The 24,777-nt window shown below is 43.3% G+C and carries 20 protein-coding genes; 5 read left to right on the forward strand and 15 right to left on the reverse strand.

Going from position 1 to position 24,777, the window contains the following annotated elements; translation table 11 throughout:
* Positions 1-84 precede the first annotated feature (84 nt).
* From rlmN to pepB, 6 genes are all read right to left on the reverse strand, one after another.
* Positions 85-1,266: a dual-specificity RNA methyltransferase RlmN gene (gene rlmN, locus AC4IFT_RS05835; RefSeq protein ID WP_206082452.1), complete on the reverse strand. Its 1,182-nt coding sequence runs from the start codon at positions 1,264-1,266 to the stop codon at positions 85-87.
* Between the two features lie 157 nt (positions 1,267-1,423).
* Entirely contained in the window at positions 1,424-1,849 is a 426-nt protein-coding gene (gene ndk, locus AC4IFT_RS05840) for a nucleoside-diphosphate kinase (RefSeq protein ID WP_219247027.1), read from the reverse strand.
* A 279-nt stretch (positions 1,850-2,128) separates the two neighbouring features.
* On the reverse strand, positions 2,129-4,450 hold the full coding sequence (gene pbpC, locus AC4IFT_RS05845) for a peptidoglycan glycosyltransferase PbpC (RefSeq protein WP_490750824.1): 2,322 nt from the start codon (positions 4,448-4,450) through the stop codon (positions 2,129-2,131).
* A 69-nt stretch (positions 4,451-4,519) separates the two neighbouring features.
* Positions 4,520-9,559 (reverse strand): alpha-2-macroglobulin family protein, encoded by a 5,040-nt coding sequence (locus tag AC4IFT_RS05850; RefSeq protein WP_490750825.1) that lies wholly within the window; start codon positions 9,557-9,559, stop codon positions 4,520-4,522.
* 318 nt (positions 9,560-9,877) lie between these two features.
* Positions 9,878-10,327: an enhanced serine sensitivity protein SseB C-terminal domain-containing protein gene (locus tag AC4IFT_RS05855; protein WP_490732129.1), complete on the reverse strand. Its 450-nt coding sequence runs from the start codon at positions 10,325-10,327 to the stop codon at positions 9,878-9,880.
* 125 nt (positions 10,328-10,452) lie between these two features.
* On the reverse strand, positions 10,453-11,748 hold the full coding sequence (gene pepB / locus AC4IFT_RS05860) for an aminopeptidase PepB (RefSeq protein ID WP_273804587.1): 1,296 nt from the start codon (positions 11,746-11,748) through the stop codon (positions 10,453-10,455).
* Positions 11,749-11,989: 241 nt separating this feature from the next.
* Here pepB and AC4IFT_RS05865 point away from each other — a divergent pair, with 241 nt between their 5' ends.
* Positions 11,990-12,346, forward strand: a complete 357-nt coding sequence (locus AC4IFT_RS05865; RefSeq protein ID WP_490750826.1) for a hypothetical protein — start codon at positions 11,990-11,992, stop codon at positions 12,344-12,346.
* Positions 12,347-12,443: 97 nt separating this feature from the next.
* On the opposite strand, the gene iscX is transcribed toward AC4IFT_RS05865, so the two are convergent.
* The 9 genes from iscX to trmJ form a co-directional block, all read right to left on the reverse strand.
* Positions 12,444-12,644, reverse strand: coding sequence for a Fe-S cluster assembly protein IscX (iscX, locus tag AC4IFT_RS05870; protein WP_219247017.1), 201 nt, complete (start codon positions 12,642-12,644; stop codon positions 12,444-12,446).
* A gap of 315 nt (positions 12,645-12,959) precedes the next feature.
* Complete coding sequence (fdx, locus tag AC4IFT_RS05875) at positions 12,960-13,295, reverse strand: ISC system 2Fe-2S type ferredoxin (protein ID WP_225819015.1); 336 nt, start codon at positions 13,293-13,295, stop codon at positions 12,960-12,962.
* A 2-nt stretch (positions 13,296-13,297) separates the two neighbouring features.
* Positions 13,298-15,148, reverse strand: a complete 1,851-nt coding sequence (gene hscA / locus AC4IFT_RS05880; protein WP_490750827.1) for a Fe-S protein assembly chaperone HscA — start codon at positions 15,146-15,148, stop codon at positions 13,298-13,300.
* Between the two features lie 12 nt (positions 15,149-15,160).
* On the reverse strand, positions 15,161-15,682 hold the full coding sequence (hscB, locus tag AC4IFT_RS05885; RefSeq protein ID WP_490750828.1) for a co-chaperone HscB: 522 nt from the start codon (positions 15,680-15,682) through the stop codon (positions 15,161-15,163).
* A 95-nt stretch (positions 15,683-15,777) separates the two neighbouring features.
* The gene (iscA, locus tag AC4IFT_RS05890) at positions 15,778-16,101 is read right to left on the reverse strand and encodes an iron-sulfur cluster assembly protein IscA (protein ID WP_047756461.1); all 324 of its coding nucleotides are present in this window, start codon (positions 16,099-16,101) and stop codon (positions 15,778-15,780) included.
* Positions 16,102-16,310: 209 nt separating this feature from the next.
* The gene (gene iscU / locus AC4IFT_RS05895; protein ID WP_206082463.1) at positions 16,311-16,697 is read right to left on the reverse strand and encodes a Fe-S cluster assembly scaffold IscU; all 387 of its coding nucleotides are present in this window, start codon (positions 16,695-16,697) and stop codon (positions 16,311-16,313) included.
* A gap of 24 nt (positions 16,698-16,721) precedes the next feature.
* Positions 16,722-17,936 carry an IscS subfamily cysteine desulfurase gene (locus AC4IFT_RS05900; protein ID WP_219247012.1) on the reverse strand — a complete coding sequence of 405 codons (1,215 nt, stop codon included), beginning with the start codon at positions 17,934-17,936 and terminating at the stop codon, positions 16,722-16,724.
* 124 nt (positions 17,937-18,060) lie between these two features.
* The gene (gene iscR, locus AC4IFT_RS05905; RefSeq protein WP_004264917.1) at positions 18,061-18,558 is read right to left on the reverse strand and encodes a Fe-S cluster assembly transcriptional regulator IscR; all 498 of its coding nucleotides are present in this window, start codon (positions 18,556-18,558) and stop codon (positions 18,061-18,063) included.
* A gap of 119 nt (positions 18,559-18,677) precedes the next feature.
* Complete coding sequence (gene trmJ / locus AC4IFT_RS05910) at positions 18,678-19,409, reverse strand: tRNA (cytosine(32)/uridine(32)-2'-O)-methyltransferase TrmJ (RefSeq protein ID WP_490732139.1); 732 nt, start codon at positions 19,407-19,409, stop codon at positions 18,678-18,680.
* A 123-nt stretch (positions 19,410-19,532) separates the two neighbouring features.
* On the opposite strand from trmJ, the gene suhB reads away from it, so the two are divergent.
* The 4 genes from suhB to AC4IFT_RS05930 all read left to right on the forward strand — a co-directional run bounded on the left by suhB (position 19,533) and on the right by AC4IFT_RS05930 (position 24,767).
* Positions 19,533-20,336 carry an inositol-1-monophosphatase gene (gene suhB, locus AC4IFT_RS05915; protein ID WP_219247008.1) on the forward strand — a complete coding sequence of 268 codons (804 nt, stop codon included), beginning with the start codon at positions 19,533-19,535 and terminating at the stop codon, positions 20,334-20,336.
* Between the two features lie 571 nt (positions 20,337-20,907).
* Positions 20,908-21,501: a fimbrial protein gene (locus AC4IFT_RS05920; RefSeq protein WP_490732142.1), complete on the forward strand. Its 594-nt coding sequence runs from the start codon at positions 20,908-20,910 to the stop codon at positions 21,499-21,501.
* A 48-nt stretch (positions 21,502-21,549) separates the two neighbouring features.
* The gene (locus AC4IFT_RS05925; RefSeq protein WP_490732144.1) at positions 21,550-22,242 is read left to right on the forward strand and encodes a fimbrial biogenesis chaperone; all 693 of its coding nucleotides are present in this window, start codon (positions 21,550-21,552) and stop codon (positions 22,240-22,242) included.
* 14 nt (positions 22,243-22,256) lie between these two features.
* Positions 22,257-24,767 carry a fimbria/pilus outer membrane usher protein gene (locus AC4IFT_RS05930; protein ID WP_490750829.1) on the forward strand — a complete coding sequence of 837 codons (2,511 nt, stop codon included), beginning with the start codon at positions 22,257-22,259 and terminating at the stop codon, positions 24,765-24,767.
* The last annotated feature ends 10 nt before the right edge of the window (positions 24,768-24,777 follow it).

Raw genomic sequence — 24,777 nt, forward strand, 5'->3', positions numbered from 1 at the left:
ATTGTAGGTGAACAAAGGCGTTTTGCCTAACGTAAAAACGCCTTGAAACATTACCTAACTCACTGATTGGATAATATCTATAAATCAGACTGATTTTACTTGGATAGGTTCCCCAGCTAAGCGTTTTTTCAACGTTCGCTTGGTTCTATCGATCACATCGCCAGCTAATTGACCGCAAGCTGCGTCGATATCATCACCACGAGTCTTACGAACTATAGTCGTAAACCCGTATTCCATCAATACTTTAGAGAAACGATCAATACGACTGTTCGAACTTCGACCATATGGTGCTCCCGGGAACGGGTTCCATGGGATCAAGTTAATTTTACTTGGTGTGTTTTTCAAGCATTCAGCCAATTGGTGCGCTTGTTCTACACTGTCATTCACGTGGTCAAGCATTACATACTCAACGGTGACGCGCCCTGCATTTGCATTCGATTTTGTCAGGTAACGATTCACACTATTGAGGAAAGTTTCGATATTGTATTTCTTATTGATTGGAACAATATCATCACGAATATCATCGGTTGGCGCATGAAGTGAAATCGCTAATGCCACATCAATCATATCACCGAGTTTATCCAACGCAGGAACTACACCTGAGGTTGAAATCGTGACACGGCGTTTTGATAAACCAAAACCGAAATCATCTAACATGATTTCCATCGCAGGCACCACATTGTTTAAGTTGAGTAATGGCTCACCCATTCCCATCATAACAACGTTAGTAATTGGACGGCGTCCACTGGATTTTAGTGAACCAATAATTTTTGCGGCACGCCAAACTTGGCCGATAATTTCTGAAACACGCAGATTACGGTTGAAACCTTGTTGCGCTGTTGAACAGAATTTACACTCGAGCGCGCAGCCCACTTGGGATGAAACGCACAAGGTTGCACGGTCAGCCTCGGGGATGTATACCGTTTCAACCAGTTGGTCGCCAACTTTGATAGCCCACTTGATGGTCCCATCTGATGAACGTTGTTCATCAGCTACTTCAGGGGCGCGGATTTCAGCCACTTCTTGCAACTTGGCACGAAGGACTTTGTTGATATCCGTCATTTGCTCAAAATCATCGTAGCAGTAGTGATAAATCCATTTCATCACCTGATCGGCACGAAATGGTTTTTCGCCCATTTGCGCGAAAAACTCACGCATTTGCTTGCGATTTAAATCGAGTAAGTTAACTTTTTGATTCGTTTTTTCTGGGGTGACAGAAATAGCGGAAGATGTTGCACATTGTGCATCAGTCGTCATATCGGACATGTGTATTGCCTCGTTGTTACACTTTCGGCAGTGCTGAGTTCAGCACGACGTAGATTTTGGTAGTCTTAAAAATATAAGCGCCCTGCTAATTATAGCAGGGCGTGGCATTGTACAAACTTTACAACAATAATGCTAATGCACTTTGATGTTGAGTTTATTAGCGCGGGCAGATTTCGTCAGCAGTGAAGAAATACGCGATTTCACGTGCAGCAGATTCTTCAGAATCTGAACCGTGAGTTGCGTTTTCTGTGAAGCTGTCTGCGTAGTCAGCACGTAAAGTACCTGCTAATGCGTTATCTGGGTTAGTTGCGCCCATCAGGTCACGGTGACGTTGAATTGCGTTTTCGCCTTCTAACACTTGCAGCATGATTGGGCCAGAAGTCATGAATTCAACCAGACCATCAAAGAAAGGACGGCCTTTGTGTTCAGCGTAGAAGCCTTCAGCTTGTTCACGCGTTAAGTGCATCATTTTAGCAGCAATGATTGAGAAACCCGCGCTTTCGAAACGGTTGTAGATAGCACCAATCACGTTTTTCTTCACAGCGTTTGGTTTGATAATAGAAAATGTACGTTGAACAGTCATAAATAACCTCTTAGCGATTTATTAGGCCTTTATTCTTTGCTCTTCCCTGTAAGTTAGGATGCAAGAACGTAAAATAGGGGCATGTTGTAGTTTTTTATATTATTTCTAATTCGGATATTAGGGTTTTTGCCTCTAAAAATCAGCGCACCTAGGAAAAAGAAAAATAAGGCGATGATTATAGGGGCTCTGATTACAATTTCCTACAGTCACAACAACATTTTGTTAAAGTTTTTATAGCAAAAAACACTATTTTTTCGGGTAAGTCACGTTTTTCCTCTGTTACTTAACTCTAAAGTTTAGTGCTGTGACTTGCCCGCTTAAATCTAAAACAGATATTTGGTAGTTGCCGCTTTTTTCGAGCGTGAGCAAAATAGACCCATTTTGCTCAGTGGAGCTCACTTGTTCGCCATTTAAGAACCACCATTTCTGCCCTTGCCCCCCTTGCGTGACTAAGCGCAAATCCAAACTGGTTTTCCCCGGCAAACGCTGTAAAACTTCCCCATCACGCACACCCGAAATCAATAATGGCGGCATTTCTAATTTCAGTGGCGGGCAGCTTAAATCGGCTTTTGGTAGCCGATTTTCCCGTTTTTCACTTGATGGCAACCAAGACTCAACTGTAATTGGCCACAGATGCACCTCTTTTTCTTGGGCATTCGGGCAATCCGCGGCGACTTGCAAACCTTGGTCATTGACCCAGATTTTTTGTCTTAACCCCAATAACGATTCTTGGTCACGCGCCATTAATGTTGGCGGGATGGTGTTATCCAAAACCCAACTTAAACGCCGCTGACGGCAGTTGCTGTCATCTTTCAATAGCGCAGTCCCCCCCGGCCAACAAATCACCGCTTGGCTAACACTCGCAGGCTTGTTATCTTTTGGCAGTGTTTCGTGGGAAAGGTAAATTCGGCTCAACAACATGCCATTGACTTGGTTCATAATCGGGATAGCCGTTGCAACGCCTAATTGCCCAGCGACTGGTGTGGCATCAGGCCGCCCAACCCAAACCCCTATGGTATAACGTGGATTAACACCAATCGCCCATGCGTCTCGGTAACCATAACTTGTGCCCGTTTTCCAAGCCAAATTCAGTTGCCCTGATAAGTTAGCCTCTGGAACTGGACGTGCCTCCCCGCCCATAATACGACGGACAATCCATGCCGCTCCCGGTGACATTAACGCCCTATCGCGAATTTCATCCGTTGGTTTAAAACGCAGTGGCGACACATTACCTTTACGCGCAAACGCACTGTAAGCCGACACTAAATCTTCCATTCGCGTTGCTGTACCGCCTAAAATCAAGGATAAATTCGGCTCGCTGCCTACAGGGAAGCGTAATTCCGTGCCCACATTCCGCAATTGCGCAGTAAAACGCTTACTGCCATACACATCTAATAGTTGTACTACGGGTAAGTTTAATGAACGCACGAGCGCATCACTCACACTCACAGGGCCATTAAAACCGCTATCGAAGTTACCTGGTTGATAATCATTAAAACGACGTGGCACATCTTGCAGCAATGATTCAGCGTGGATCAGCCCGTCATCCATCGCTAACGCATATAAAAATGGCTTTAATGTCGAGCCTGGAGAACGCCATGCGCTGATCATATCCACATGCCCAAAACGGCTATCATCTTGAAAATCAATGGAGCCGATATAGGCTTTCACCGCCATATCTGAGTGATCGACCACTAAAATCCCCAAGGAAGTTTGCTTAGGAAGCTGGTTTTTCCAGTTCATCGCCATGTCTTCCAGTTGGCTTTGCAAACTGGCATCAATGGTGGTTTCAATAATCGACTCTTGAGCGTCTTTGGTAACTCGTCGAGCCAATAACGGCGCCGAGTGTGGGTTTTTACGCGGTGCGAGCCAAATTTGCTCTTGCTTGATATCCGCCACTTTTTCGTGGCTCCACACTTGGTACTCTTCAAGCCTATCGAGCACTTTATCCCGCGCGGCTTGTGCACGCTCTGGGTAACGGTCTGGTCGCAAACGGCTTGGGGCCTGAGGCAAAACCGCAAACAAAGCGGCTTCACTGGCAGTGAGCTTGGCAGGGGATTTATTCAAATACACCCAGCTTGCTGCACCAATACCCTCTATCGTGCCCCCGTAAGGCGCACGGTTTAAATACATTTCGAGAATATCATCTTTCGAATAATGGTATTCCAACTGCGCTGTACGCCACAGCTGCTTTAGTTTACCGCCCAATGTACGTTCATGAGGGTCGATAAGCCGCGCCACTTGCATGGAAATGGTGCTACCACCCGATACAATGCGCCCTGAACTCACAAACTGCCCTGCTGCACGCACTAATGAAAACGGGTTCACACCGGGGTGTTGGTAAAAGTGGCGGTCTTCATAGGTTAATAACGCTTCGATAAAATCCGGGGAAACCTCATCAATTTTAACGGGAAAACGCCAAATTCCGTCTTTATCCGCAAAGCGCCACAGTGGTGTACCATCAGCGGCCACAACGGTTCGTGCCATTTCTATCTGTTTGATTGGCAAAGGCCAAATTTTGTCTGCCACTAAAAATAATAACGGCAGCAAAATGAGCAGAGACACGAACGTAATGCCTGTGCGACGTAACCATTTTTTCATTGATGGGTGTACCGAAAAAGAAGTAAAGAAAAGCCCTTATATTCTCTATATAAGGGCTTAAGGTGATAACTAGCGAACGATTTCCACTTGGCCTTCTGAGTAGCCCGTAGCACGCCAATCAGGGACATACATTGACTCAACTTGTGGGACAGGGATGCTATACACACCCGGTGTCACGGCACGCGCTAAGTAAACCAAGGTAGTTGGGCGATACTGCTGAACTTCAACGGCAGCCACAAAGCGGTCGTCACGGTATTCCATATGACGGATTTGCGATTGTTGCATGTCATCAATCAGTTCTTGTAAGTTTGGCGCAGACTCACTTAAATTCGCGCTGCTATTGGCTAAGTTCTGGTTTTCCAGCTCTAAGCCTGCAGGCAGTAAATCCACCACCAGCGCATCTGGCACGCTTTGTGACGCTTGAACTTCCAGTTTCACCACTACCATTTCACCGCTTCTTAATCTATCCAGTGAAATACGGTTACCTTTCATATCAAAGTAGCTGCGTTGAATTCCCAGCACATTCGACATTGGTTTCGGTGAACGTTGTGGGTAACCCACCACATTCAGGCGCGTATACAATGTGTTTGTACCACTGTTTTCAATGCTATAGCCGTTTTGAATTTGCCCTTTGCTTAGGAACTCGCTAACAGGTTTGTCTGAAATCATTGGTGGTTCTTGACCGTTAATTAACGCTTTCCACGGTGCTTCAGACTCATTCAAGTAGAAACGACCCGCTAAGAACAGCGCATTGCTTTCTTGTGTTGAGAAATAACGTTTTGAGGTCAGGTTATTTGATAGCGTTTGCAGTTTTTGGTCACGGGATTTTGGCATCAAATTGTATTCATTTAATAACGCAATAATCATTGCATCATCACGAATGGTTGAACCGTAATCACCAATATAGTTATAACCAGTACGTTGCTTTTTCAGACCCTCAATAATCGCACTTTCACCACGGGATTTATCCCCCATCAGGTTTAATGCGACCCCTAACTGAACCAATGGTAACCCGCTGATAGCATTGTTACTTTGGCTGTATAGCTGGCGCAATGCCCCTAAAGGTGCTTTTTGCTGTGATGCTAATACTAAACCTGCGTATGCTTGAGTCGCAAAGCGCGCTGCTGGCTGGTTGTCAGTGTATGGGTAATTAATTTGATTACCATCTTGCAAGTAACTTAATAAACGCGTGTTGGCGTTGCTCAACGCGTCTTGTGGAACGGTAAAGCCACGCTGGTTTGCTTTGTTTAAAAAGTCTGCTGCATAAGCCGTTAACCAGTATTCTTCACGTCCGTTTCTATCCCATAAGGAGAAACCACCGTCGCCGCGTTGCATGCTTAACAGGTGTGGAATACCAATTTCAATCGCTTTATGGCGATCCGCATCTGTTTGCGTTTTAATGCCTAGCTTGCTCAGCTCTGCTTGTGTCGAGAATAAAGATGGATACAAGCCACTGATGGTTTGCTCAAGGCAACCATACGGATACGCAAATAGCTCACGAATATAACGAGAAATATCTAACGGTGGACGGCTAGTCAACAGCACTTGCCCTTCCAGTGTCTCTGGGTTCAATGCCGCAATTTGATTGGTTGGCAATGACCACACGGTGCCCGGCTCTATCGCCGTCGCAAAAGCAACGGTTTCCGCAGGCTGTGCAGGACGTACACCTACTTTCCAGCTATTGCTGTAATCCTTGTTTGCTTCCCCGTCAATCTTCATGCCATTAATCGTCATCGACACTTCACCTTGACCAAAGCCATAATCTGCTTTGACAGGTAAGTTGATTGTCGTGCGCTTACCTTTTGGCAGCTCTAATTCACGGCTCGTCACACCATCCAGCTTCACCATACCCGACGCTTTGAAATTCACTGTCAGGTTTTGCGTGTTGTCAGTCATATTCGTTAGATCGAGGGCAAAATAGGACTTGTCCCCACCCGCCATAAAGCGAGGCATCGACATTTGCGTCACTAACGGAGCTGCAACAATCACTTTGCTGTCCGCATGGCCGAAATCTTTTTCATTCCATGCCTGCGCCATCACACGTAATTCACCATTAAAATCAGGGATTGCGAGGGATATTTCCCCTTCCCCGTTTTTATCCAATGTGACCGGTTTGGCTTGTTCAGCGATGATTTGTACTTCCGTCAGTGGCTTCATACCACCACGTTCCAGCGCTGCATCTTCACTATCACCACCAAAACGCAGATTTGCAACTTTACCTTGCCCTTCAATCAGATGACCATAAACGTCATATTGGTCAACGCTGTAACGCTTACGACCAAAGAACGCGTCGTATGGGTCTGGCGTTTTGAAATCAGTGATATTCAGTACGCCCGTATCCACTGCAGATAACAGCACATTCACTTTTTCAGGCAGTGGCTTGCCATCTTGCGCTGTCGCTTTAATTTTCACCGTTAAGTCTTGGTTTGGACGCATTTTGTCTGGTGACGTTAGCGCCAAAGCAATTTTACGGTTTTCATCTGCGATCGGCAGATGCAGCACGCCTACAGCACGTTTTACAGTGGCTTCTTTCGAGTCATCACCCGGACGAACGACAACGGCTGAGATATATAAATCGTGACGCGCCCACTCTTTATTCACAGGCACTTCAACGTCTAAGCCTTTTTCAGGCACATCAATCTCTTCCCACCACAGTGGGCCATTGCTCGACTCAAGAAGCACGTAGCCTTTACCTGCTTTTGGTGATTCAATGCGAACTTTCGCTTTTTCACCCGGTAAATAAGCGGGTTTGTTCAGGCTTAATTTCACTTGGTCAGGGCGTACAGAGCCGCTTCCGCCAGTGTTATCTTGCCATGAATACCCCGCCCAGAATTGCAGGCTAGAAACTAATTGGTTTTCTGGGTTCAGCACTTCAATACGGAATGCGCCCCAATCCACAGGGAAGGAAACTTTGGCAGTGCCATCTTTGGCAATCGCGATATTTTCATTCGCCATCACTAAATCTTTTTGATCGTAATTGGATGACCAGCCACCGCTTTCAGACCAACTCCAGTAATAATCACGGCGCTCATACACTAAACGCACGGTTAAGTTGTCAGCCGCCAGTTTATTACCCGCCGCATCTGCCATGACTAATTCAAACTCAGCGAGTGAGTTTTCGTCCACATTATGGCGTTTTACATAGCGGTCAGTGCGGTAATCATAAATTTCTTTTTTCGCGAACAATGGGCGAATACCCACCAGTTTCTCTGCTGGCCAAATCGCTTGTTCCGCACGGCGTGTCACTGGGCGACCACCCGCTTCTAATAAGCTAGCTTGTAACACCGCAGAAATTGGCGAGCGCGCCCCACTCCAATTGCTATTTGGGATAGAAATAACGGTTTCGCCATTACTATCGAGAGTCAGGTCAAATTCATCCAACTTACGCGGTAGGCCTTCTTCATTGACGGCACCAAATTCAAAGCCGGGTAATTTTGCGACCGCTTCACGGTTGGCTTTCAGGAGTATTTGCCCTTGCAGCTCATTGCTTGCTGCCGGTGCGCCATACAGATAACGGCCTTGAATATCAAAATCAACGGATTGATCCGTTAAGCGAGGCACATCACTGCCAACGATTTCTAATGCCATACGCTCTGGCATAAAATCTTCAACATTGAATTTGTAGTAACGCTGAGGGGAACCATCCCCTAAATCAAAGCGTAATGACCAGCCACCTGTTTCCGCATTTTTTGGAATTTCAAATTGGTATTGATATAACCCATTTTGGTTTTCCTCAGGCTGCCAAACAAAGCTGCGCACCACTTGCCCATCGGTTTTCAAAATATCGACTTTAACTGGCTGGGATTTGACAGGGTTACCGTCGCCATCACGCAGTAAACCGTTCACGAGCAATAATTCACCCGGGCGATACAAATCACGAGGACCAAAGGTAAAGAATTGTTTTGCAAAGCCTTCAGGCCCTGAAATATCGAATTCAGACAGGTCTAACGCAGGTTGCGTTAAATCAATCATACTGGTTTGCCCATCGTGGGTTGCCAGTAATAACTTACCACCTGCCAGTTTATCTAATTGCGCATGGCCGTCACCGTCAGTAGTGCCCTTGGTCACTAATTGGCCTTTTTCATCCAAAATGCGCAGTTCCACACCTTTAATTGCGGAGCCTTTGGCTAATGATTGCGTGAAAATATCCACACGGTCTTGGTAACTGTGCAGCGATACACCAATGTCACTCAATGTGAACACTGTCGCTGGGAATTGATAGCTGTATGAGCCCGCTTTTTGCATAATCGCAAGGTACACGCCATCTTGCTGAAGTTCTTTGATATCTTTTAGCGGCAGTAAAACAGTTTGGCGGGTATTTTTATCTGGGTTTAAATCAAAACGCCCGGTATAAGCCAGTTCGACTTTATCCAGAAACTCTTCCGAGTACCAATATTCGTAATTACTGCGGTATTGCCACTGGGCTAAAAATTGCGGCAACTGTTTTTCGTCCACACGGAAGAAATTCACATCGACTTTATCAACATTCAACGCAATAACCGGCAAGCCTTGTGCTACTTTACTTGGCAATAACGAACCTTTACTTGCAAAGCCAACGGTAGGGATGATTTGCGCTGTGGTGAATTTTTTATCGAACGTTTCAGAAATGGTGCGCTCATTAACCGCTTTAATCCCCGGGTTAATGGTGAGGTTTAATTCTTTTGATGGCGGTAAATGGCGAAAACGCAGTTCCATTTGGTTATCAGACAGTTCCCAAGCACCATCTAACTTCCCTGATTTTACATCAATCAGGTTCACAAACTGCCCAAAATCTTGGTTTGCTTGCAGCGGAACTGAGAACGTAATCACCATCGCACTTGCGCCATCAAGTTGCAGTTCAGACGCATCCAACACCGTTAAATCTTTCCCTGCGTACTTTTTAATGAGCTCTTCTGTGGAAAGTTTTGGAGCCGCTTTTTTCTGCTCGGCAACTGGTGCTGTTTTAGTTTGGTTTTCTGTCGACGATGCGACATTATTTTCTTTTGTGGTTGGCTCTTTCGCCGTATCATCACAGCCGGATAATGCCATAACCGATGCTAATGCGATTGCAATATAGCGTTTTTTCGTTTTTAGACCCGCCAATGAAGCCCAACTGGATTGTTGTTTCATTACCGCCCGCCCTTTAATTAGTTAGAAATATGCTGTTTTTCTTAAGGCCTTAACAGAAGGTTAAGGCCCATTATGCATTTGAAATGGTTCTAAATTATGCATAAATGAAAACGATAGATATTTGTTTCATTCATCGACATAATTTAACAGAATGTAATAAAAAGACCTATCAGACAAAACGGAAAAAGCTATCAGAGGCAAAAACAGTAAATTTGCGGGATATTTTATAAATAGAAAGCGGAATATAAGTGTAATTAATTATCTATTATCCATTTATGAGTGAGAAAATACAATTCTCCCACTCAATACGGGATTTTATTAGGTATTTTTTACTGGGATGGTATCTCGTAAAAAACTGCCTAAACGGCGCTGGTAAAATGGCTGAACATGTTGAGTAATAAAATGGCTAATGCCCTTTTCATGTTCATTGACCACACAAAAATCAATTGACTCATCATCATTTAAGTATTCACAAGCCAATGTGCCCGCTTCATGAATAATTGTGTCGATATTCTCTGCACCTGTCGTAAATTCTAACGCGATCATTAAGATAGGATTTTCGTCACCCTCTTCATCTTCAAGCGCTGACACCATAAAAGCCCGTCTGACAACTTTATGTTGCTTAAAGAACTCAGTCAGTGCATCAACAATCGCTTGCGGCTCTTCGTCTAATACACTTAATTTTAGTGAGGAACCTTTCGGCACTGTTAACTCTGTAAATTGGATCTCAGTTTCTTGGTTAGCATTATTGTTCGATTGCTGCGACATGCTCATCCCCTATCCTAAAAAATAATCGCCTATTATACGCGTACTTTCGTTAAGGTAAAAATTGTTGAGGTAAAAAAATAGGCACGAAAAGTTTCCCCTTCGTGCCTGATATCAATAACCGCGATTTATTTTGCTTTACTGATTAACAAATTCGCCAATGTACGCACACCAATACCCGTTGCACCTTCAGCCCATAAGCTGACTGGTGATTTGCGGTACGTTGCAGAGCAGTCAATATGCACCCAATTTTGACGGTAATTTTCGACAAAGTGGGATAAAAACGCCGCTGCGGTGCTCGCACCCGCCGTGTGTGACGGTGCTGCAATGTTATTTAAATCGGCAAAACCTGATGGCAACTGTTGACGGTGGAATTCAGCCAATGGCAAGCGCCAGAACAGTTCAAACTCCGCATCAGAAGCGCTCATTAAGTCAGCAACTAATTTATCATCAAAACTTAGTACGCTGTGGTAGTCACCACCAACTGCGGTTTTGGCTGCACCTGTTAAGGTCGCGGCGTCGATGATGAGTGTCGGTTTTTCTTTGCTTGCATCAATCAGACCATCTGCGAGGACTAAACGGCCTTCCGCATCCGTATTCATGATTTCAACCGATTTACCATTACGGTAGCGAATAATATCACCTAATTTAAAGGCGTTGCCGCTGACCATGTTGTCTGCAAGGCATAGGAACATTTTGACACGTTTTTTCAAGCCGCGGGAAATCGCTAATGCTAATGAACCTGCCAGTGTTGCGGCACCGCCCATATCTGCTTTCATGGAGTTCATGGAAGAAGATGGTTTAATGCTGTAACCGCCTGAATCAAATGTAATTCCTTTACCCACTAATGCCGCGAATACGGGCGCATCTGGGTTAGCGCCTGGGTTATAATCAAGCGCTAAAAATACGGGTGGGCGGCTAGAGCCACGGCCTACCGTATGAATACCGGTATAGCCTTGCTCTAATAAGTCGTCACCTTTTACAATGCGGTAGCTAATGTCTTGCGCGCCAACGGTGCAAAGTAAGTCGATAGCACGTTGAGCCAATTGCTCAGGGCCTAGCTCTTCTGCTGGCGCGTTAATCACATCGCGCACCCAATCAACGGTGCGAATACGGTTTTCTAATTCTTTACGGTCATCTTCTGGCAATACTGGCCATTCAATAGTTCTCGCCCCTTTTGGCGCACGAAAACCTTGCCAAAATGCCCAGCTTTTTTCTAAATCCCAGCCTTCGCCAGTCAAGGCAATATTGCGAATACCTTGACCATCTAATTTGCGACCCGCGCTTTGCACTGCACAGAGTTTGCCGGCATGCTTCAGGTGAATTGTCATCCCTTTATCGCCAGAGCTTAACAATGCGCCTTCCCCCCAGCATGGTGCGGCAGGCTCACAAGAAATCATTACTGGCATAATTTGTTTTGTCATCGTTTCTCTCACTTTGTCTATTTTTGCAGACAGCAAAAGCCCAATAATCTGTCGGCAGATGGCATTACCTTAACTGATTAATAGCGCTAGGGATATCATTATAGTGCTGATATAAAATAAAAAACCGAGCACTATTTCTAATAGCCTCATGCACGCCCACATAGAGAGATCATATTAAGTTGATACATTATGAATAATAGATTTGATATACTTTACTTATGTTAAATATTGGAGGATGAACGTGGCTATCTTTTTATGGGTACTTTTTTGTATACTCGCAGGAGTTTTTGCTAATAATCGAGGGCGAAGCTTTATTTTTTGGTTCATTATATCTATGTTGCTATCACCTTTAATCTCTGTAATAGTTTTACTCCTACTGAAAAATATTAAGTTAGATGATAAGAACTTTCATCGTGTGTTAAATGATAGCTCTCGCTGGATTGAAGAACATGATAGACACAAAGAGTTGATTAGTATTATTTCAAATAATACTAATCATGTAGATACAAAAATATGCCCATACTGTGCTGAAACTATCAAAATGAAAGCAAATCTTTGTAGATATTGTGGTTCCACTTTAGTCTCTGATTCCCCCTAATAAAACTTATCAGTATAAGTTTGCCCAACAAAGTGCCATTAATAAACTTTCTATCATATGGCACTTTAACAGTTTAAATAATAAGTGAATATTTCGCTTATTCGAACTCATCCAGCCAAACTAATAAGATTGCCTCGAGGATTTTTTCGTTTGATTTTTGCGGGTCATCATCAAATTCTTCTAAATCGCAAATCCACTGGTGCATATCGGTAAAACGCACTGTTTTTGGATCAGTATCTGGAAATGCATCATACAATGCTTCACCGATTTCGCGGCTATTTGACCATTTTAAGCTCATATTTTTCTCACCAATTTGATTATCAACCTTTCACCCGCACTTCAATACGCGAAATATGACGACCATTTCAATTTTTTAAATAATTCATGTTCTCGCTAGGCTGCGATTGAAAGTATTTCGGGGAGCATACACAAGTATGTGACCCGAGTATTTGAAAGAAGCCAACACCGCGAAATATGACGACCATTTCGATTTTTTAAATAATTCATGTTCTCGCTAGGCGGCAAGTGAGACTATCCCTAGGAGCATACAAAAGTATGTGACTAGGGTAGTCGAAAGTAGCCAACACCGCGAGAGCGTGAAGTATGACAAAAATCAGTGTTCGCGGGCGTGGTTAATCGTATATTTCGGTAATTCGACGACCAAATCCTCATCCGTTACCAATGCTTGGCAGCTCAGACGGCTTTCGGGTTCTAAGCCCCATGCTTTATCCAACATGTCGTCTTCTAATTCGCTGCTTTCTTCCAAAGAATCAAAGCCTTCGCGAACTATGCAATGACAGGTTGTACAAGCACAAGATTTCTCACATGCATGTTCCAGTTCGATACCGCTACGCAGTGCCACGTTTAAAATCGACTCGCCCTCTTGTGCTTCAACAACGGCACCGTCTGGACATAAATCACTATGAGGTAAAAAAACTATTTTAGGCATAATTATATCTCATCCACAGAATGGCCTGACAACGCTTGGCGAATAGAAGCATCCATTCGACGCGCAGCAAAATCCTGCGATTGCTTATCCAGTTGTTTAATGGCATTTTCAATTGCGACGGGGTCTGTGCCCTCAACCGCTTTAATTAACTCATTGACCGCATTATCAATTTCTGACTCTTCGGTTGGTGTCAGTAAATTTGCATCTTGCTCTAATGCGCTCGTTAAACTTTCAAGCACTCTTGCCGCTTCAACTTTTTGCTCCGCAAGGCGGCGCGCAGTTAAATCATCTTGCGCGTTAGTCATTGAATCTTTAATCATGTTTGAAATTTCATTGTCCGTTAAACCATAGGATGGCTTAACTTGAATTGAGGCTTCTACTCCTGTGGATTTTTCCATAGCGCTCACGCTGAGCAAACCATCGGCGTCCACTTGGAATGTGACACGGATATGTGCGCCACCTGCGGCCATTGCAGGAATATCACGCAATGTAAAACGCGCTAAAGAGCGGCAATCTGCCACCATTTCACGCTCACCTTGCACCACATGAACACTCATGGCAGTTTGGCCATCTTTGAATGTGGTGAATTCTTGTGCGCGAGCAACAGGGATAGTGGTATTACGTGGAATGACTTTTTCCACTAAGCCCCCCATGGTTTCTAGACCAAGGGAAAGCGGGATCACATCCAGCAACAACATATCGCTATCAGGCTTATTACCCACTAAAATGTCGGCTTGGATAGCCGCACCAATAGCGACAACTTTATCAGGGTCGATAGAAGTTAGTGGTGTTTTGCCAAAAAACTCCCCCACTTTTTGACGTACAAGTGGTACACGAGTTGAACCGCCAACCATCACGACATTTAGCACGTCATCCGCCTCTACGCCCGCATCTTTTAATGCACGGCGGCACGCCATTAACGTACGTTTGATATGCGTTTCAATCAGCGCTTCAAATTGTTCACGGTGAATTTCACCCTGCCAATTGGCAAGCTGAATAGTTGCGATATCTGCATCACTCAGCGCAATTTTTACGTCAGTGGCAATATTCAATAATTGGCGATTTAAATGGTGGTCACCTTGCAGTGAAACACCGGCTTGGTCGGCAATCCACTGCGCAAGCACTTGGTCAAAATCATCACCACCGAGCGCGGTATCACCCCCCGTAGCTAACACTTCAAACACACCACGGCTTAAACGTAAGATTGATACGTCAAATGTGCCACCACCGAGGTCATAAACGGCAATAACCCCTTCTTGGCCTGAGTCTAAACCATAAGCAATTGCAGCAGCCGTCGGCTCATTGAGCAGACGCAACACATGTAAACCTGCAAGGCGTGCGGCATCTTTAGTACCTTGACGCTGCGCATCATCAAAATAGGCTGGCACCGTGATCACCACACCATCCATTTCACCACCAAGGGTGTTTTCAGCGCGCTGTGCCAGTGTTTTTAAGATATCTGATGACACTTGAATAGGGTCAACTTGCCCTGCTGCTGTATGGATGAACGGTAATCCGTTTTCACTGGCGCTCAGTTGATAGGGCAAATCAGGGTAGCGTTTTTGAATGTCTGCCAATGAACGCCCCATCATTCTTTTTACGGAAATAATGGTATTCACAGGGTCTTGTTCTGCGAGCTGCTTTGCCTCCCAACCAACGCGCTTTGCATCAGTTTGGTAATTGACGATAGATGGCAGCAAAACACGCCCTAGGCTATCGGGTAGCGCGGCAGCTTCACCACTGCGTACCGTGGCAATCAAAGAGTGTGTAGTTCCTAAGTCGATACCTGCCGCCAATTTACGTTGATGCGGCGCAGCGGTCATACCCGGTTCACTGATTTGTAATAAGGCCATAATCGTTTTCTCTTAAAATTCGTCCAGTAACCGTTCTTCGAGCTGCTCAGCTTGTTGCTGCAACTTATCGAGAAAACGCAGTTTGCGTACAGTATCAGCGGCTTTATCCCACTGCATCGCATCCAATTCGTTGACCATTAATAGGCTTCTATCTTGCAGCATTTTTTTGACGTTTTTCATAAATACTGTCAATAAATCAAGCGCATTGGCACTATTTTCAATATTGTCGAGCTCTTCACGCAGCTCAAGTTGCTCCATCAAAAATGCCGTATCATGCATAGTATGTTGTTCATTATTAATATCGAAACCATGCAATGAAAGCAGATATTCCGCCCGTTTTAGCGGATGGCGTAAAGACTGGTAAGCCGCGTTAATCGTGGCAGCTTTTTGAAGGGCTTGCATTTTTTCCTGCTCAGAAGAAGCAGCAAAACGATCAGGGTGATATTGACGCTGTAAATCTTGAAAGCGCTGTGTAAGTTGTTCGCTATCAATTGCGTAATTTTGGGTTAACCCAAAGAGAGTAAAGTAATCCATAAGTGCTTAGTGTCTCGAACCGGTTACCAATGCAACAAACACCTTGTTTAACAGCATCCACTACATTGGTCGAAAATCATGCGTTTATGAAGGCATTATACGTGAAAACTTTCACCGCATCCGCATTCGCTATTGACGTTAGGGTTATTGAATTTAAACCCTTCGTTTAAGCCTTCTTTGACGAAATCCAGCTCGGTACCATCCAGATAAACGATGCTTTTGCCATCAACAATGACTTTTACACCTTTATCTTCGAAAACTGTGTCTTCTTCATTGATTATATCAGCGAACTCAAGAACATATGCCATTCCTGAACAACCTGAAGTTCTTACACCTAAACGCAAGCCTTCACCTTTACCGCGATTTTGCAGGAAAGATTGAATACGCAGCGCTGCACTTTCTGTAAGAGAAATAGACATTGCAAACCTCACTTTAGAAACAAACAAGGCAGATGCTACACAATTGCCGCATCCGCCTTCAAATTATTTTTATACCTTTCACCCTGTTGATAAGTAATCACTTACTTAGCGATATTCAACATCTTGGATGGCCGATATTTTGACCAGATATAGGGCGATAACTTTTTGTTATTTATTAATATGGATTGCCCTATAAACTGATTTAAACCTTATTTGCTTTGGCGTTTGCTTTTGTAATCTGCAATAGCAGCTTTAATTGCATCTTCAGCCAAGATTGAGCAGTGAATTTTCACTGGCGGCAATTCTAACTCTTCTGCAATTGCTGTATTTTTGATTGACTCCGCTTCGTCTAAGCTTTTGCCTTTCATCCACTCAGTAACCAGTGAACTTGATGCAATCGCTGAGCCACAACCGTAAGTTTTAAAGCGTGCATCTTCAATAATGCCATCATCGCTAACTTTGATTTGCAGTTTCATGACGTCACCACAAGCAGGTGCACCTACCATACCACTACCAACACTTGGGTCGCTGTTGTCGAACGAGCCAACGTTGCGTGGATTTTCATAATGATCGATAACTTTTTCACTGTAAGCCATTTTTAAACTCCTGAAACCGTCTGATTAATGGTGAGACCATTCGATGCTGTTAAGATCTACGCCGTCTTTAAACATATCCCATAAAGGAGACAGCTCGCGTAAGTGGCCAATTGCGCCATGAATCATTTTGATTGCATAGTCAATTTCTTCTTCTGTCGTGAAACGACCTAAAGAGAAACGGATTGAGCTGTGTGCTAGCTCATCATTCATCCCTAAAGCGCGCAGTACATAAGAAGGTTCTAGGCTTGCAGAAGTACATGCAGAACCTGAAGATACAGCCAAATCTTTTAATGACATCATCAGTGATTCACCTTCAACATAGTTGAAGCTGACGTTCAGAATGTGCGGCGCACCGTGTTCTAAATCACCATTGAGGTAAACTTCTTCGATATCTTTAATGCCATTCCATAAACGTAAACGCAGACCGCGCAGACGCTCAGATTCCGCCGCCATTTCTTCTTTAGCGATACGGTAAGCTTCACCCATGCCCACGATTTGATGCACAGGCAATGTGCCTGAACGCATTCCGCGCTCATGACCACCACCGTGTTGCTGTGCTTCAAGGCGAATACGAGGTTTACGGCGAACGTATAACGCACCGATCCCCATAGGGCCATAGAGTTTATGTGCAGAGAATGACATTAAATCCACTTTTAATGCGCTTAAGTCGATAGGTAATTTACCGACACTTTGTGTTGCATCAACATGGAAAATAATCCCTTTGCTACGGCATAATTCACCGATAGCCTCGATATCCTGAACCACACCGATTTCGTTGTTTACGTGCATGATAGAAATCAGGATAGTCTCTTCGCGGATAGCGTCAATCAGGTCTTGCATCGCAATTAAACCATTGCTTTGTGGTGACAAATAGGTCACTTCAAAACCTTCACGCTCTAATTGACGGCAAGTGTCTAAAACGGCTTTATGTTCCGTTTTACACGTAATAATGTGGTTGCCTTTCTTCTTATAGAAGTTCGCTGCGCCTTTAATGGCTAAGTTATCAGACTCGGTTGCGCCTGATGTAAAGACGATTTCACGTGGATCAGCACCCACTAATTCAGCGATTTGGTTGCGTGCAATATCAACCGCCTCTTCGGCTTGCCAGCCAAAACGGTGAGAACGGGACGCTGGGTTACCGAAGTTCCCATCCATTGTTAAGCATTGCATCATTTTTTCAGCTACACGCGGGTCAACCGGTGTTGTTGCTGAATAATCAAGATAGATTGGTAATTTCATTGCTCACATACTCCAAAGGACAAATTAACTTGCCTTTAATTTTTTAAAGATACCGATGGCGGAACTTAGCTCTTCGTCTAGGCACTCACTACTCGGTATCGACTGCAATTTTTAATATAATATTTTAAGCACGTACATTGATAATGGATTCAGGCGTGATACCGTTTGGCATGGTTTTGCGCTGTTCATTATCTTGTCTATCAGCAACCACCATCACTTCTTGATTTTTCACAAGCTCATCAAGACTGATGCTGCTGAGGAAACTGGTGATTCGGTCGCTTAAATCACGCCATAATGCATGCGTTAAGCAGCGGTCGCCGTTTTGGCAACCTTCTTTATTACCTTGGCAACGGGTTGCATCAACAGATTCATCAACCGCAGCGATTACTTCAGCAACAAAAATTTGGTCAGCGTCTCTACCAAGCAAATAACCACCGCCCGGACCGCGGACGCTAGAAACTAGCTCGTTTTTACGTAAACGAGAGAAAAGTTGCTCAAGATAAGAGAGGGAAATTCCCTGACGTTCAGAAATATCAGCTAAAGGTACTGGACCTGACTGAGAGTGTAACGCGACATCAAGCATCGCAGTTACTGCGTAACGTCCTTTGGAAGTGAGTCTCATAACATATTACTCCGTGGTAAAATATGGCTGAATTGTGACATTCCTGAGTAATTTAGTCAACTATTTACCTGACTATTTTACTCAAGTATTATTCACTGACTTTCACCACGGATTTCGCCTCACTTTTTCGCCCATTTTTCCATCGACGTTAAGATACCGCGCAGAATGTGTAGCTCTTGCGTCTCGATGTGTGCACGGGTAAATAAACGACGTAACTTATTCATAATTAAGCCTGGATGTGCTTTGCGAATAAAGCCCGATTCGTTTAATACGCTCTCAAGGTGCACATAAAAACGCTCAACATCTTCAGAGGGTGGATATTCTACCTCATCATCATTTGAGGTCACGGCATTTTTTTCATCCATGGCTAAATACGCCATACGGATCTCATAACTCACCAATTGTACCGCCATTGCAAGGTTCAATGAACCGTACTCTGGGTTAGTTGGGATATACAAATGATACTGGCATTTTTGCAGCTCTTCATTAGTTAGCCCCACTCGCTCACGGCCAAATACGATTGCGACTGGCGATTCTTTTGATTGCTCGACAGATTTTACGCCACATTCACGCGGCTCAACCATTGGCCATGGCAATGTCCGTGAACGTGCACTGGTTCCAATCACCAATTTGCACCCTTCGAGGGCTTCATCTAAGGTTTTTACGATAGTTGCGTTACCAATGACATCACTCGCCCCAGCAGAGAGCGCGATTGAATGTGAATCAGGTTCGACAAGAGGATTAACAAGATACAGATTTGAAAGCCCCATGGTTTTCATTGCGCGAGCTGTGGAGCCCATATTGCCAGTGTGTGAGGTTTCAACAAGAACGATACGAATATTATCTAACATGATTTATACGTTTAATGAAAAAATTATCGGCATAGCTTAACACAAAATTGCTTATTGTGACGAACATCTATATACTTCGGCTCTCAAGTTTTTTGTTCTTTAACATTCCAGTGGAAAAAGCCCATGCATCCGATGCTTAACATCGCCATACGTGCCGCACGTAAGGCCGGTAATCACATAGCTAAAAACTATGAAATGCCTAGCAATATTAAAGTCACTCAGAAAGGGACGAACGATTTCGTCACCAACGTTGACCAAGAATCTGAGCAGTTAATTATTGAAATCATCCGTAAATCTTACCCAGACCACACAATCATCACTGAAGAAAGTGGTGAATTATTAGGTAAAGATGATGATATTCAATGGGTAATCGATCCACTGGATGGCACTACCAACTTCACAAAACGTCTCCCTCATTTTTCAGTTTCTATCGCTGTACGTGTTAAAGGCCGTACTGAAGTTGCTGTGGTTTACGATCCAATGCGCAATGAATTATTCAGCGCAGTTCGTGGACAGGGCGCACAACTTAACGGCTACCGTGTTCGTATCGATGAGAAACGTGACCTTGATGGCGCTATCGTTGCAACGGGCTTCCCATTCAAACAAAAACAACACGCCCCTGTATTTATGAACATCATGACAGCGATGTTTGATAAATGCGCCGATTTCCGTCGCACAGGTTCTGCGGCATTAGATTTATGCTATGTGGCTGCGGGTCGCGTCGATGCTTACTTTGAAATCGGTTTAAAACCATGGGATTTCTTAGGCGGCGAACTCATCATGCGTGAAGCAGGCGGGATCATGACCGATTTTATCGGTGGTCATAACTACTTAGCTTCTGGCAACTTAGTTGCAGGTAGCCCACGTGTCGTTCGCGATATACTGTCTGTCATGAAAGATGAATTGTCTGAAGCGTTAAAACGTTAATCAGAATATTGATAGAAGCCCACAGATGTGGGCTTTTTTATACCCATTAACTTACCCCTAATAAAATCACACACTTTATTAGTATCTGTAAATTAATAAAACATTAGTTATAACAAGCTCAAACTTATAACGATAAACTCTAATCAATATGGCTTGTCATAAAAACTTGCACTTTCACTCCGTTAATTAATTACTTTTAAAGAATCAATCTATTTAACTTATTTTAAAAAAAAACTATTTCACGTTGAAACTGAAAACCATCATTATCAATATAAAAAATTTTAGACATTAAAAATAATCACGCCAATAACAAAAACATCAGAAACATTCACATTAATATCTTAATATTCAAAATACACCTATTGGTTGTATCTTCTAATTTAAATAAAAATCACATTTCCATTATTATCATAAATATATAAAAGACGGTAATCTCATTAAATATTTTTTATCATTTTATATTTGAAAAATATAAAATCCATATCTAGCATGAAATAAGGCAGCTAATTATTAACAGGCTGCCATTCAAAGTTATATAACTTTATTCTACTTGACCTTAATGGGGTTAACTATGTCTAGATATATACTACCTCTGTCTTTAGTTTCTTTATCTGTTATATCAGGTTCAGCACTCGCGGTGACAAATAGTCCTGGGGGTATTATTTCAATCTCCGGTGCTATCAGTGATACCACTTGTACCATTAATGGTGGTAATAGTGCTGATATGTCTATTGCCTTAGATCCAATTATTGCAACTGATGCAGGAACAACGGCAAATACCGTGATAACCAAGAACCAAAAAACATTTGCATTAACGTTTTCGAATTGTGCTCAAGTTGGCGGGGGGACACCTTCGGGTACATTAAAACTGCACTTTTCATCCAGTAATATATCGCCTTCTGGCCTATATCTGGTGAATACCACAGCGAATGAAAACGACCCAGCTGTTGCACGTAATGTGGGTTTTAGTTTGTCACAAACCACGTCGCCAACCGTTGCTATTCCTTTAAATGCAACATTTGATACCGCCCTTACCGCAGCAAATACAACCGGTGCGGCAGGCGCAACATTAAACCTTATTGCAAGTTATTATAAAACGAATACAACCGCAGCCCAAGTTGGTGCATTGCAATCTAACGTCATTTATACAGTGTCTTATTTATAAAAACAAATTGAAACCAGACTCAAATGGGTCTGGTTTTTTGGGGTGTTTATGCAAAATATATTAATGACAATTATCTTATTATTATTTCCACAATTGATATTTGCGAATGTCATCATCACAGGAACTCGCGTTATTTACCCCGAAAATGCAGATAGCATTGCTGTGCAATTAACCAATAATAGTCAAACTGTTTCTCTTGTTCAGTCATGGATTGATAATGGCGATGAAAACTCGACTCCCGAAAATTCAGATGCCCCTTTTTATCTGTCACCCCCTATTGTTAAAATTGAAGGTTTACAAGGACAACAACTTAAAATTAAAAAAATAGATAAGGCGCTACCAAGCCGTATTGAAAGTGTGTTTTATTTAAATGTATTAGATATCCCTAAAACACCCGATACCGCTAAAGGTAAAAATACGATTCAGTTAGCCACACGGTCTCGAATAAAAGTTTTTTATCGTCCTATAGGATTAACCGAATCACCTGATGAAGTTATTAATAAAATTAATTACCAATTAAACAATAACACCCTATTAATAAAAAACAATTCGCAATATCACTTTACGGTTGCTGCACTGACAACAATAAACGATAAAAAAAACTCACTGATTGATTCGGGGATGATATCCCCAATGTCTTCCCTTGAGTTTCCATTAAAACATGCATTAAAAAACCGTGACCTTGTTTTAATTTATGTTGATGATTATGGCGTTTTCAAATCTCACAAAATTAAACTTTAAAAGAAGATATCATCGTGAAAAAAGAAAACTATCTCTATTTCCTAATTCTATTAGGGCTGCAAAGTTGTCTCAAAAACGCGATAGCGGATGAATTTGAGACATCCCTATTGGTCGGTAAATCCGCACAGGGCGATATTTCACGATTTTATACAGACAGTAAAATTCCTTCGGGTAAACAGTTAGCGGACCTTTATGTAAATAATAACTGGAAAGGCCAATTTGAAATTGAGGTTGATAATGACGGTAAGCTCATCAGCCTTTCTTCTGACGATGTGGAAAAATTAAATTTAAACTTATCACCAAGTGTGATTGAAAAAATTCAACAGCAAAACGTTATTCCTATTAATTCTTTAGTGCCAAATGTTCATTACAAATTTAATATCAATGAATTACGCCTCGACATGACTGTGCCCCAGGTGGCATTAAAACAATCCGAAGCCAACTATGTTGACCCGAGTTTATGGAATTACGGCGAACCCGCAATTATATTTTCTTATAATACAAACTATTACAGCTACAAAGAAAAGAAAAACGCCAAAACCAGCAGTGATAATTTTTATGCAACACTCAATTCGGGGGTTAATTTAGGGGCATGGCAATTTAGGGACGAATCAAGTTATCGCAATAGTTCCCATGGTACGTCAAAATGGAAAAATAATACGCGTTATGCCTATCGGCCTATTAGCCAAATAAAATCGGGGGTTAAAGTCGGTGATTTTTACACCCCTGCAGCACTGTTTAACAGCCTGCGTATTCGCGGTATTGCATTGGCGACCGAAATGGGCATGTACCCCAATTCGAGCCAAAATTTTGTTCCTATCATTCGCGGTGTTGCTCAGACCAACGCATTGGTGAGCGTGTATCAAAATAATAACTTGGTTTACCAAGAAAACGTCCCACCGGGTGAATTCACCTTTAACGACCTTCAACCCAGCGCAGGCGGGGGGGATTTATTTGTTGTGGTGCAAGAGGCGGATGGCCGCAAAGAAACCTTCACCATCCCTTATTCCGCGGTTCCTGACATGCTTAAAGAAGGCATTTATACCTACAACCTTCTTGCTGGAAAAACGAAAATTGAAAGCACGCACTACCAGCCTAATTTTACACAAGGTGAAATACACTATGGTCTGAATAACCTCGTCACTCTCTATGCTGGCATGTTATTCAGTGAGAAATACTATTCCGGCGTTGTGGGAAGTGGTTGGAACTTTAGTTTTGGGGCCATTTCTGCCGATGTGACACACGCGAATGCAAAACTAGACGCTGGCTCTCAGAGTGGACAAAGTTACCGGCTGACTTACAGCAAATACATTAATTCAACCTCAACCAATTTAACGTTGGCGTCTTACCGTTACTCAACGAGCGGTTATTATAGCTTTATGGATGCTATCTACGCCCAAGATAACTATCGTGCGTGGAAATCCTATCAAGATGATCTCTCCCAACAACTGGGAAATGATGCTCCTTCCGACCTCTCATTGAGCAACTTTGATGCCCTACGAGGGTCTCGCGCAAAAAATACCTTTACCTTGAATTTAAATCAACAACTCGCGGATGGCTATGGCTCTATTTTTGTTTCTGGTACCCATCGCGATTATTGGAATACCCATGGCAGCAGCCGTGAATACCAAGCTGGTTATGCCAATAACTACAATGATGTGGCCTACAGCGTGTCGGTTTCCCGTATTCGTAATTATGATAATAAAGAAGAAACACGGGTGTATGCGAATGTCAGCGTGCCATTCTCATTGTTTGAAAAACGCGCCAATATTAATCTCGGCAGTTACTTTACCGATTCACATTACCAACAAACGGCGTTGAGCGTTAGCGGCATTGCGGGTAAAAATGATCAAGTCAATTATACGGTTACCGCAACGAACCAAAGCGGTGGAAATAATTTAGTGGGTGCAAATGCCAGTTATCAATTGCCTTCAAGTACCCTGTCAGGTTCATATACTGAAGCCAATAACTACCGCCAAGCGGGTTTAGGCGCAAGGGGAACGGTGGTAGCTATTCCCGAGCATATTGTTTTTTCAGGGGAAACAGGCCAAACCTACACCATTATCGAAGCGCCGTTGGCCAATAACATGATGGTCAATTCGGATAAAACCACCCTCACCAACCAGCAAGGTGTTGTGTTGGTTGCGAATTCCACACCTTATCGAACAAATACCTATACCCTTTCTGATACTGACAAAACATCAGGCGCAGAAGTCCTCGGCAATATGAGTAATGTGAGCCCGTATCAAGGCGCAGTGAACTTTATCAAACTCGAAACAGACACCCGCCAAACTTACATATTCAGAGCATCACTGGCTAATGGGGAGTCCCTACCATTTGGGACTGAAGTGAATAATGCACAACAACAAAATATAGGTTATGTAGGGCAATCTGGGGTGATTTATATCAAGAGCGATCAGTGGCCTTCAGCCTTGTATATCAAGCTCAACCCTAAGGAAAAATCAGAGTGCGTGATTAAGGACCCCGTTAATACGATGGATAGAAACCGTAACTTTTGTCGATAAAGGACGTTAT

This window comes from Providencia sp. UF-183 (genome assembly GCF_058246155.1).

What these genes read in the sequence shown, in the direction of transcription:
- rlmN (WP_206082452.1), bottom strand. Translation starts at nt 1,266, where the DNA reads ATGTCCGATATGACGACTGATGCACAATGTGCAACATCTTCCGCTATT.
- ndk (WP_219247027.1), bottom strand. Translation starts at nt 1,849, where the DNA reads ATGACTGTTCAACGTACATTTTCTATTATCAAACCAAACGCTGTGAAG.
- pbpC (WP_490750824.1), bottom strand. Translation starts at nt 4,450, where the DNA reads ATGAAAAAATGGTTACGTCGCACAGGCATTACGTTCGTGTCTCTGCTC.
- AC4IFT_RS05850 (WP_490750825.1), bottom strand. Translation starts at nt 9,559, where the DNA reads ATGAAACAACAATCCAGTTGGGCTTCATTGGCGGGTCTAAAAACGAAA.
- AC4IFT_RS05855 (WP_490732129.1), bottom strand. Translation starts at nt 10,327, where the DNA reads ATGTCGCAGCAATCGAACAATAATGCTAACCAAGAAACTGAGATCCAA.
- pepB (WP_273804587.1), bottom strand. Translation starts at nt 11,748, where the DNA reads ATGACAAAACAAATTATGCCAGTAATGATTTCTTGTGAGCCTGCCGCA.
- iscX (WP_219247017.1), bottom strand. Translation starts at nt 12,644, where the DNA reads ATGAGCTTAAAATGGTCAAATAGCCGCGAAATCGGTGAAGCATTGTAT.
- fdx (WP_225819015.1), bottom strand. Translation starts at nt 13,295, where the DNA reads ATGCCTAAAATAGTTTTTTTACCTCATAGTGATTTATGTCCAGACGGT.
- hscA (WP_490750827.1), bottom strand. Translation starts at nt 15,148, where the DNA reads ATGGCCTTATTACAAATCAGTGAACCGGGTATGACCGCTGCGCCGCAT.
- hscB (WP_490750828.1), bottom strand. Translation starts at nt 15,682, where the DNA reads ATGGATTACTTTACTCTCTTTGGGTTAACCCAAAATTACGCAATTGAT.
- iscA (WP_047756461.1), bottom strand. Translation starts at nt 16,101, where the DNA reads ATGTCTATTTCTCTTACAGAAAGTGCAGCGCTGCGTATTCAATCTTTC.
- iscU (WP_206082463.1), bottom strand. Translation starts at nt 16,697, where the DNA reads ATGGCTTACAGTGAAAAAGTTATCGATCATTATGAAAATCCACGCAAC.
- AC4IFT_RS05900 (WP_219247012.1), bottom strand. Translation starts at nt 17,936, where the DNA reads ATGAAATTACCAATCTATCTTGATTATTCAGCAACAACACCGGTTGAC.
- iscR (WP_004264917.1), bottom strand. Translation starts at nt 18,558, where the DNA reads ATGAGACTCACTTCCAAAGGACGTTACGCAGTAACTGCGATGCTTGAT.
- trmJ (WP_490732139.1), bottom strand. Translation starts at nt 19,409, where the DNA reads ATGTTAGATAATATTCGTATCGTTCTTGTTGAAACCTCACACACTGGC.
- suhB (WP_219247008.1), top strand. Translation starts at nt 19,533, where the DNA reads ATGCATCCGATGCTTAACATCGCCATACGTGCCGCACGTAAGGCCGGT.
- AC4IFT_RS05920 (WP_490732142.1), top strand. Translation starts at nt 20,908, where the DNA reads ATGTCTAGATATATACTACCTCTGTCTTTAGTTTCTTTATCTGTTATA.
- AC4IFT_RS05925 (WP_490732144.1), top strand. Translation starts at nt 21,550, where the DNA reads ATGCAAAATATATTAATGACAATTATCTTATTATTATTTCCACAATTG.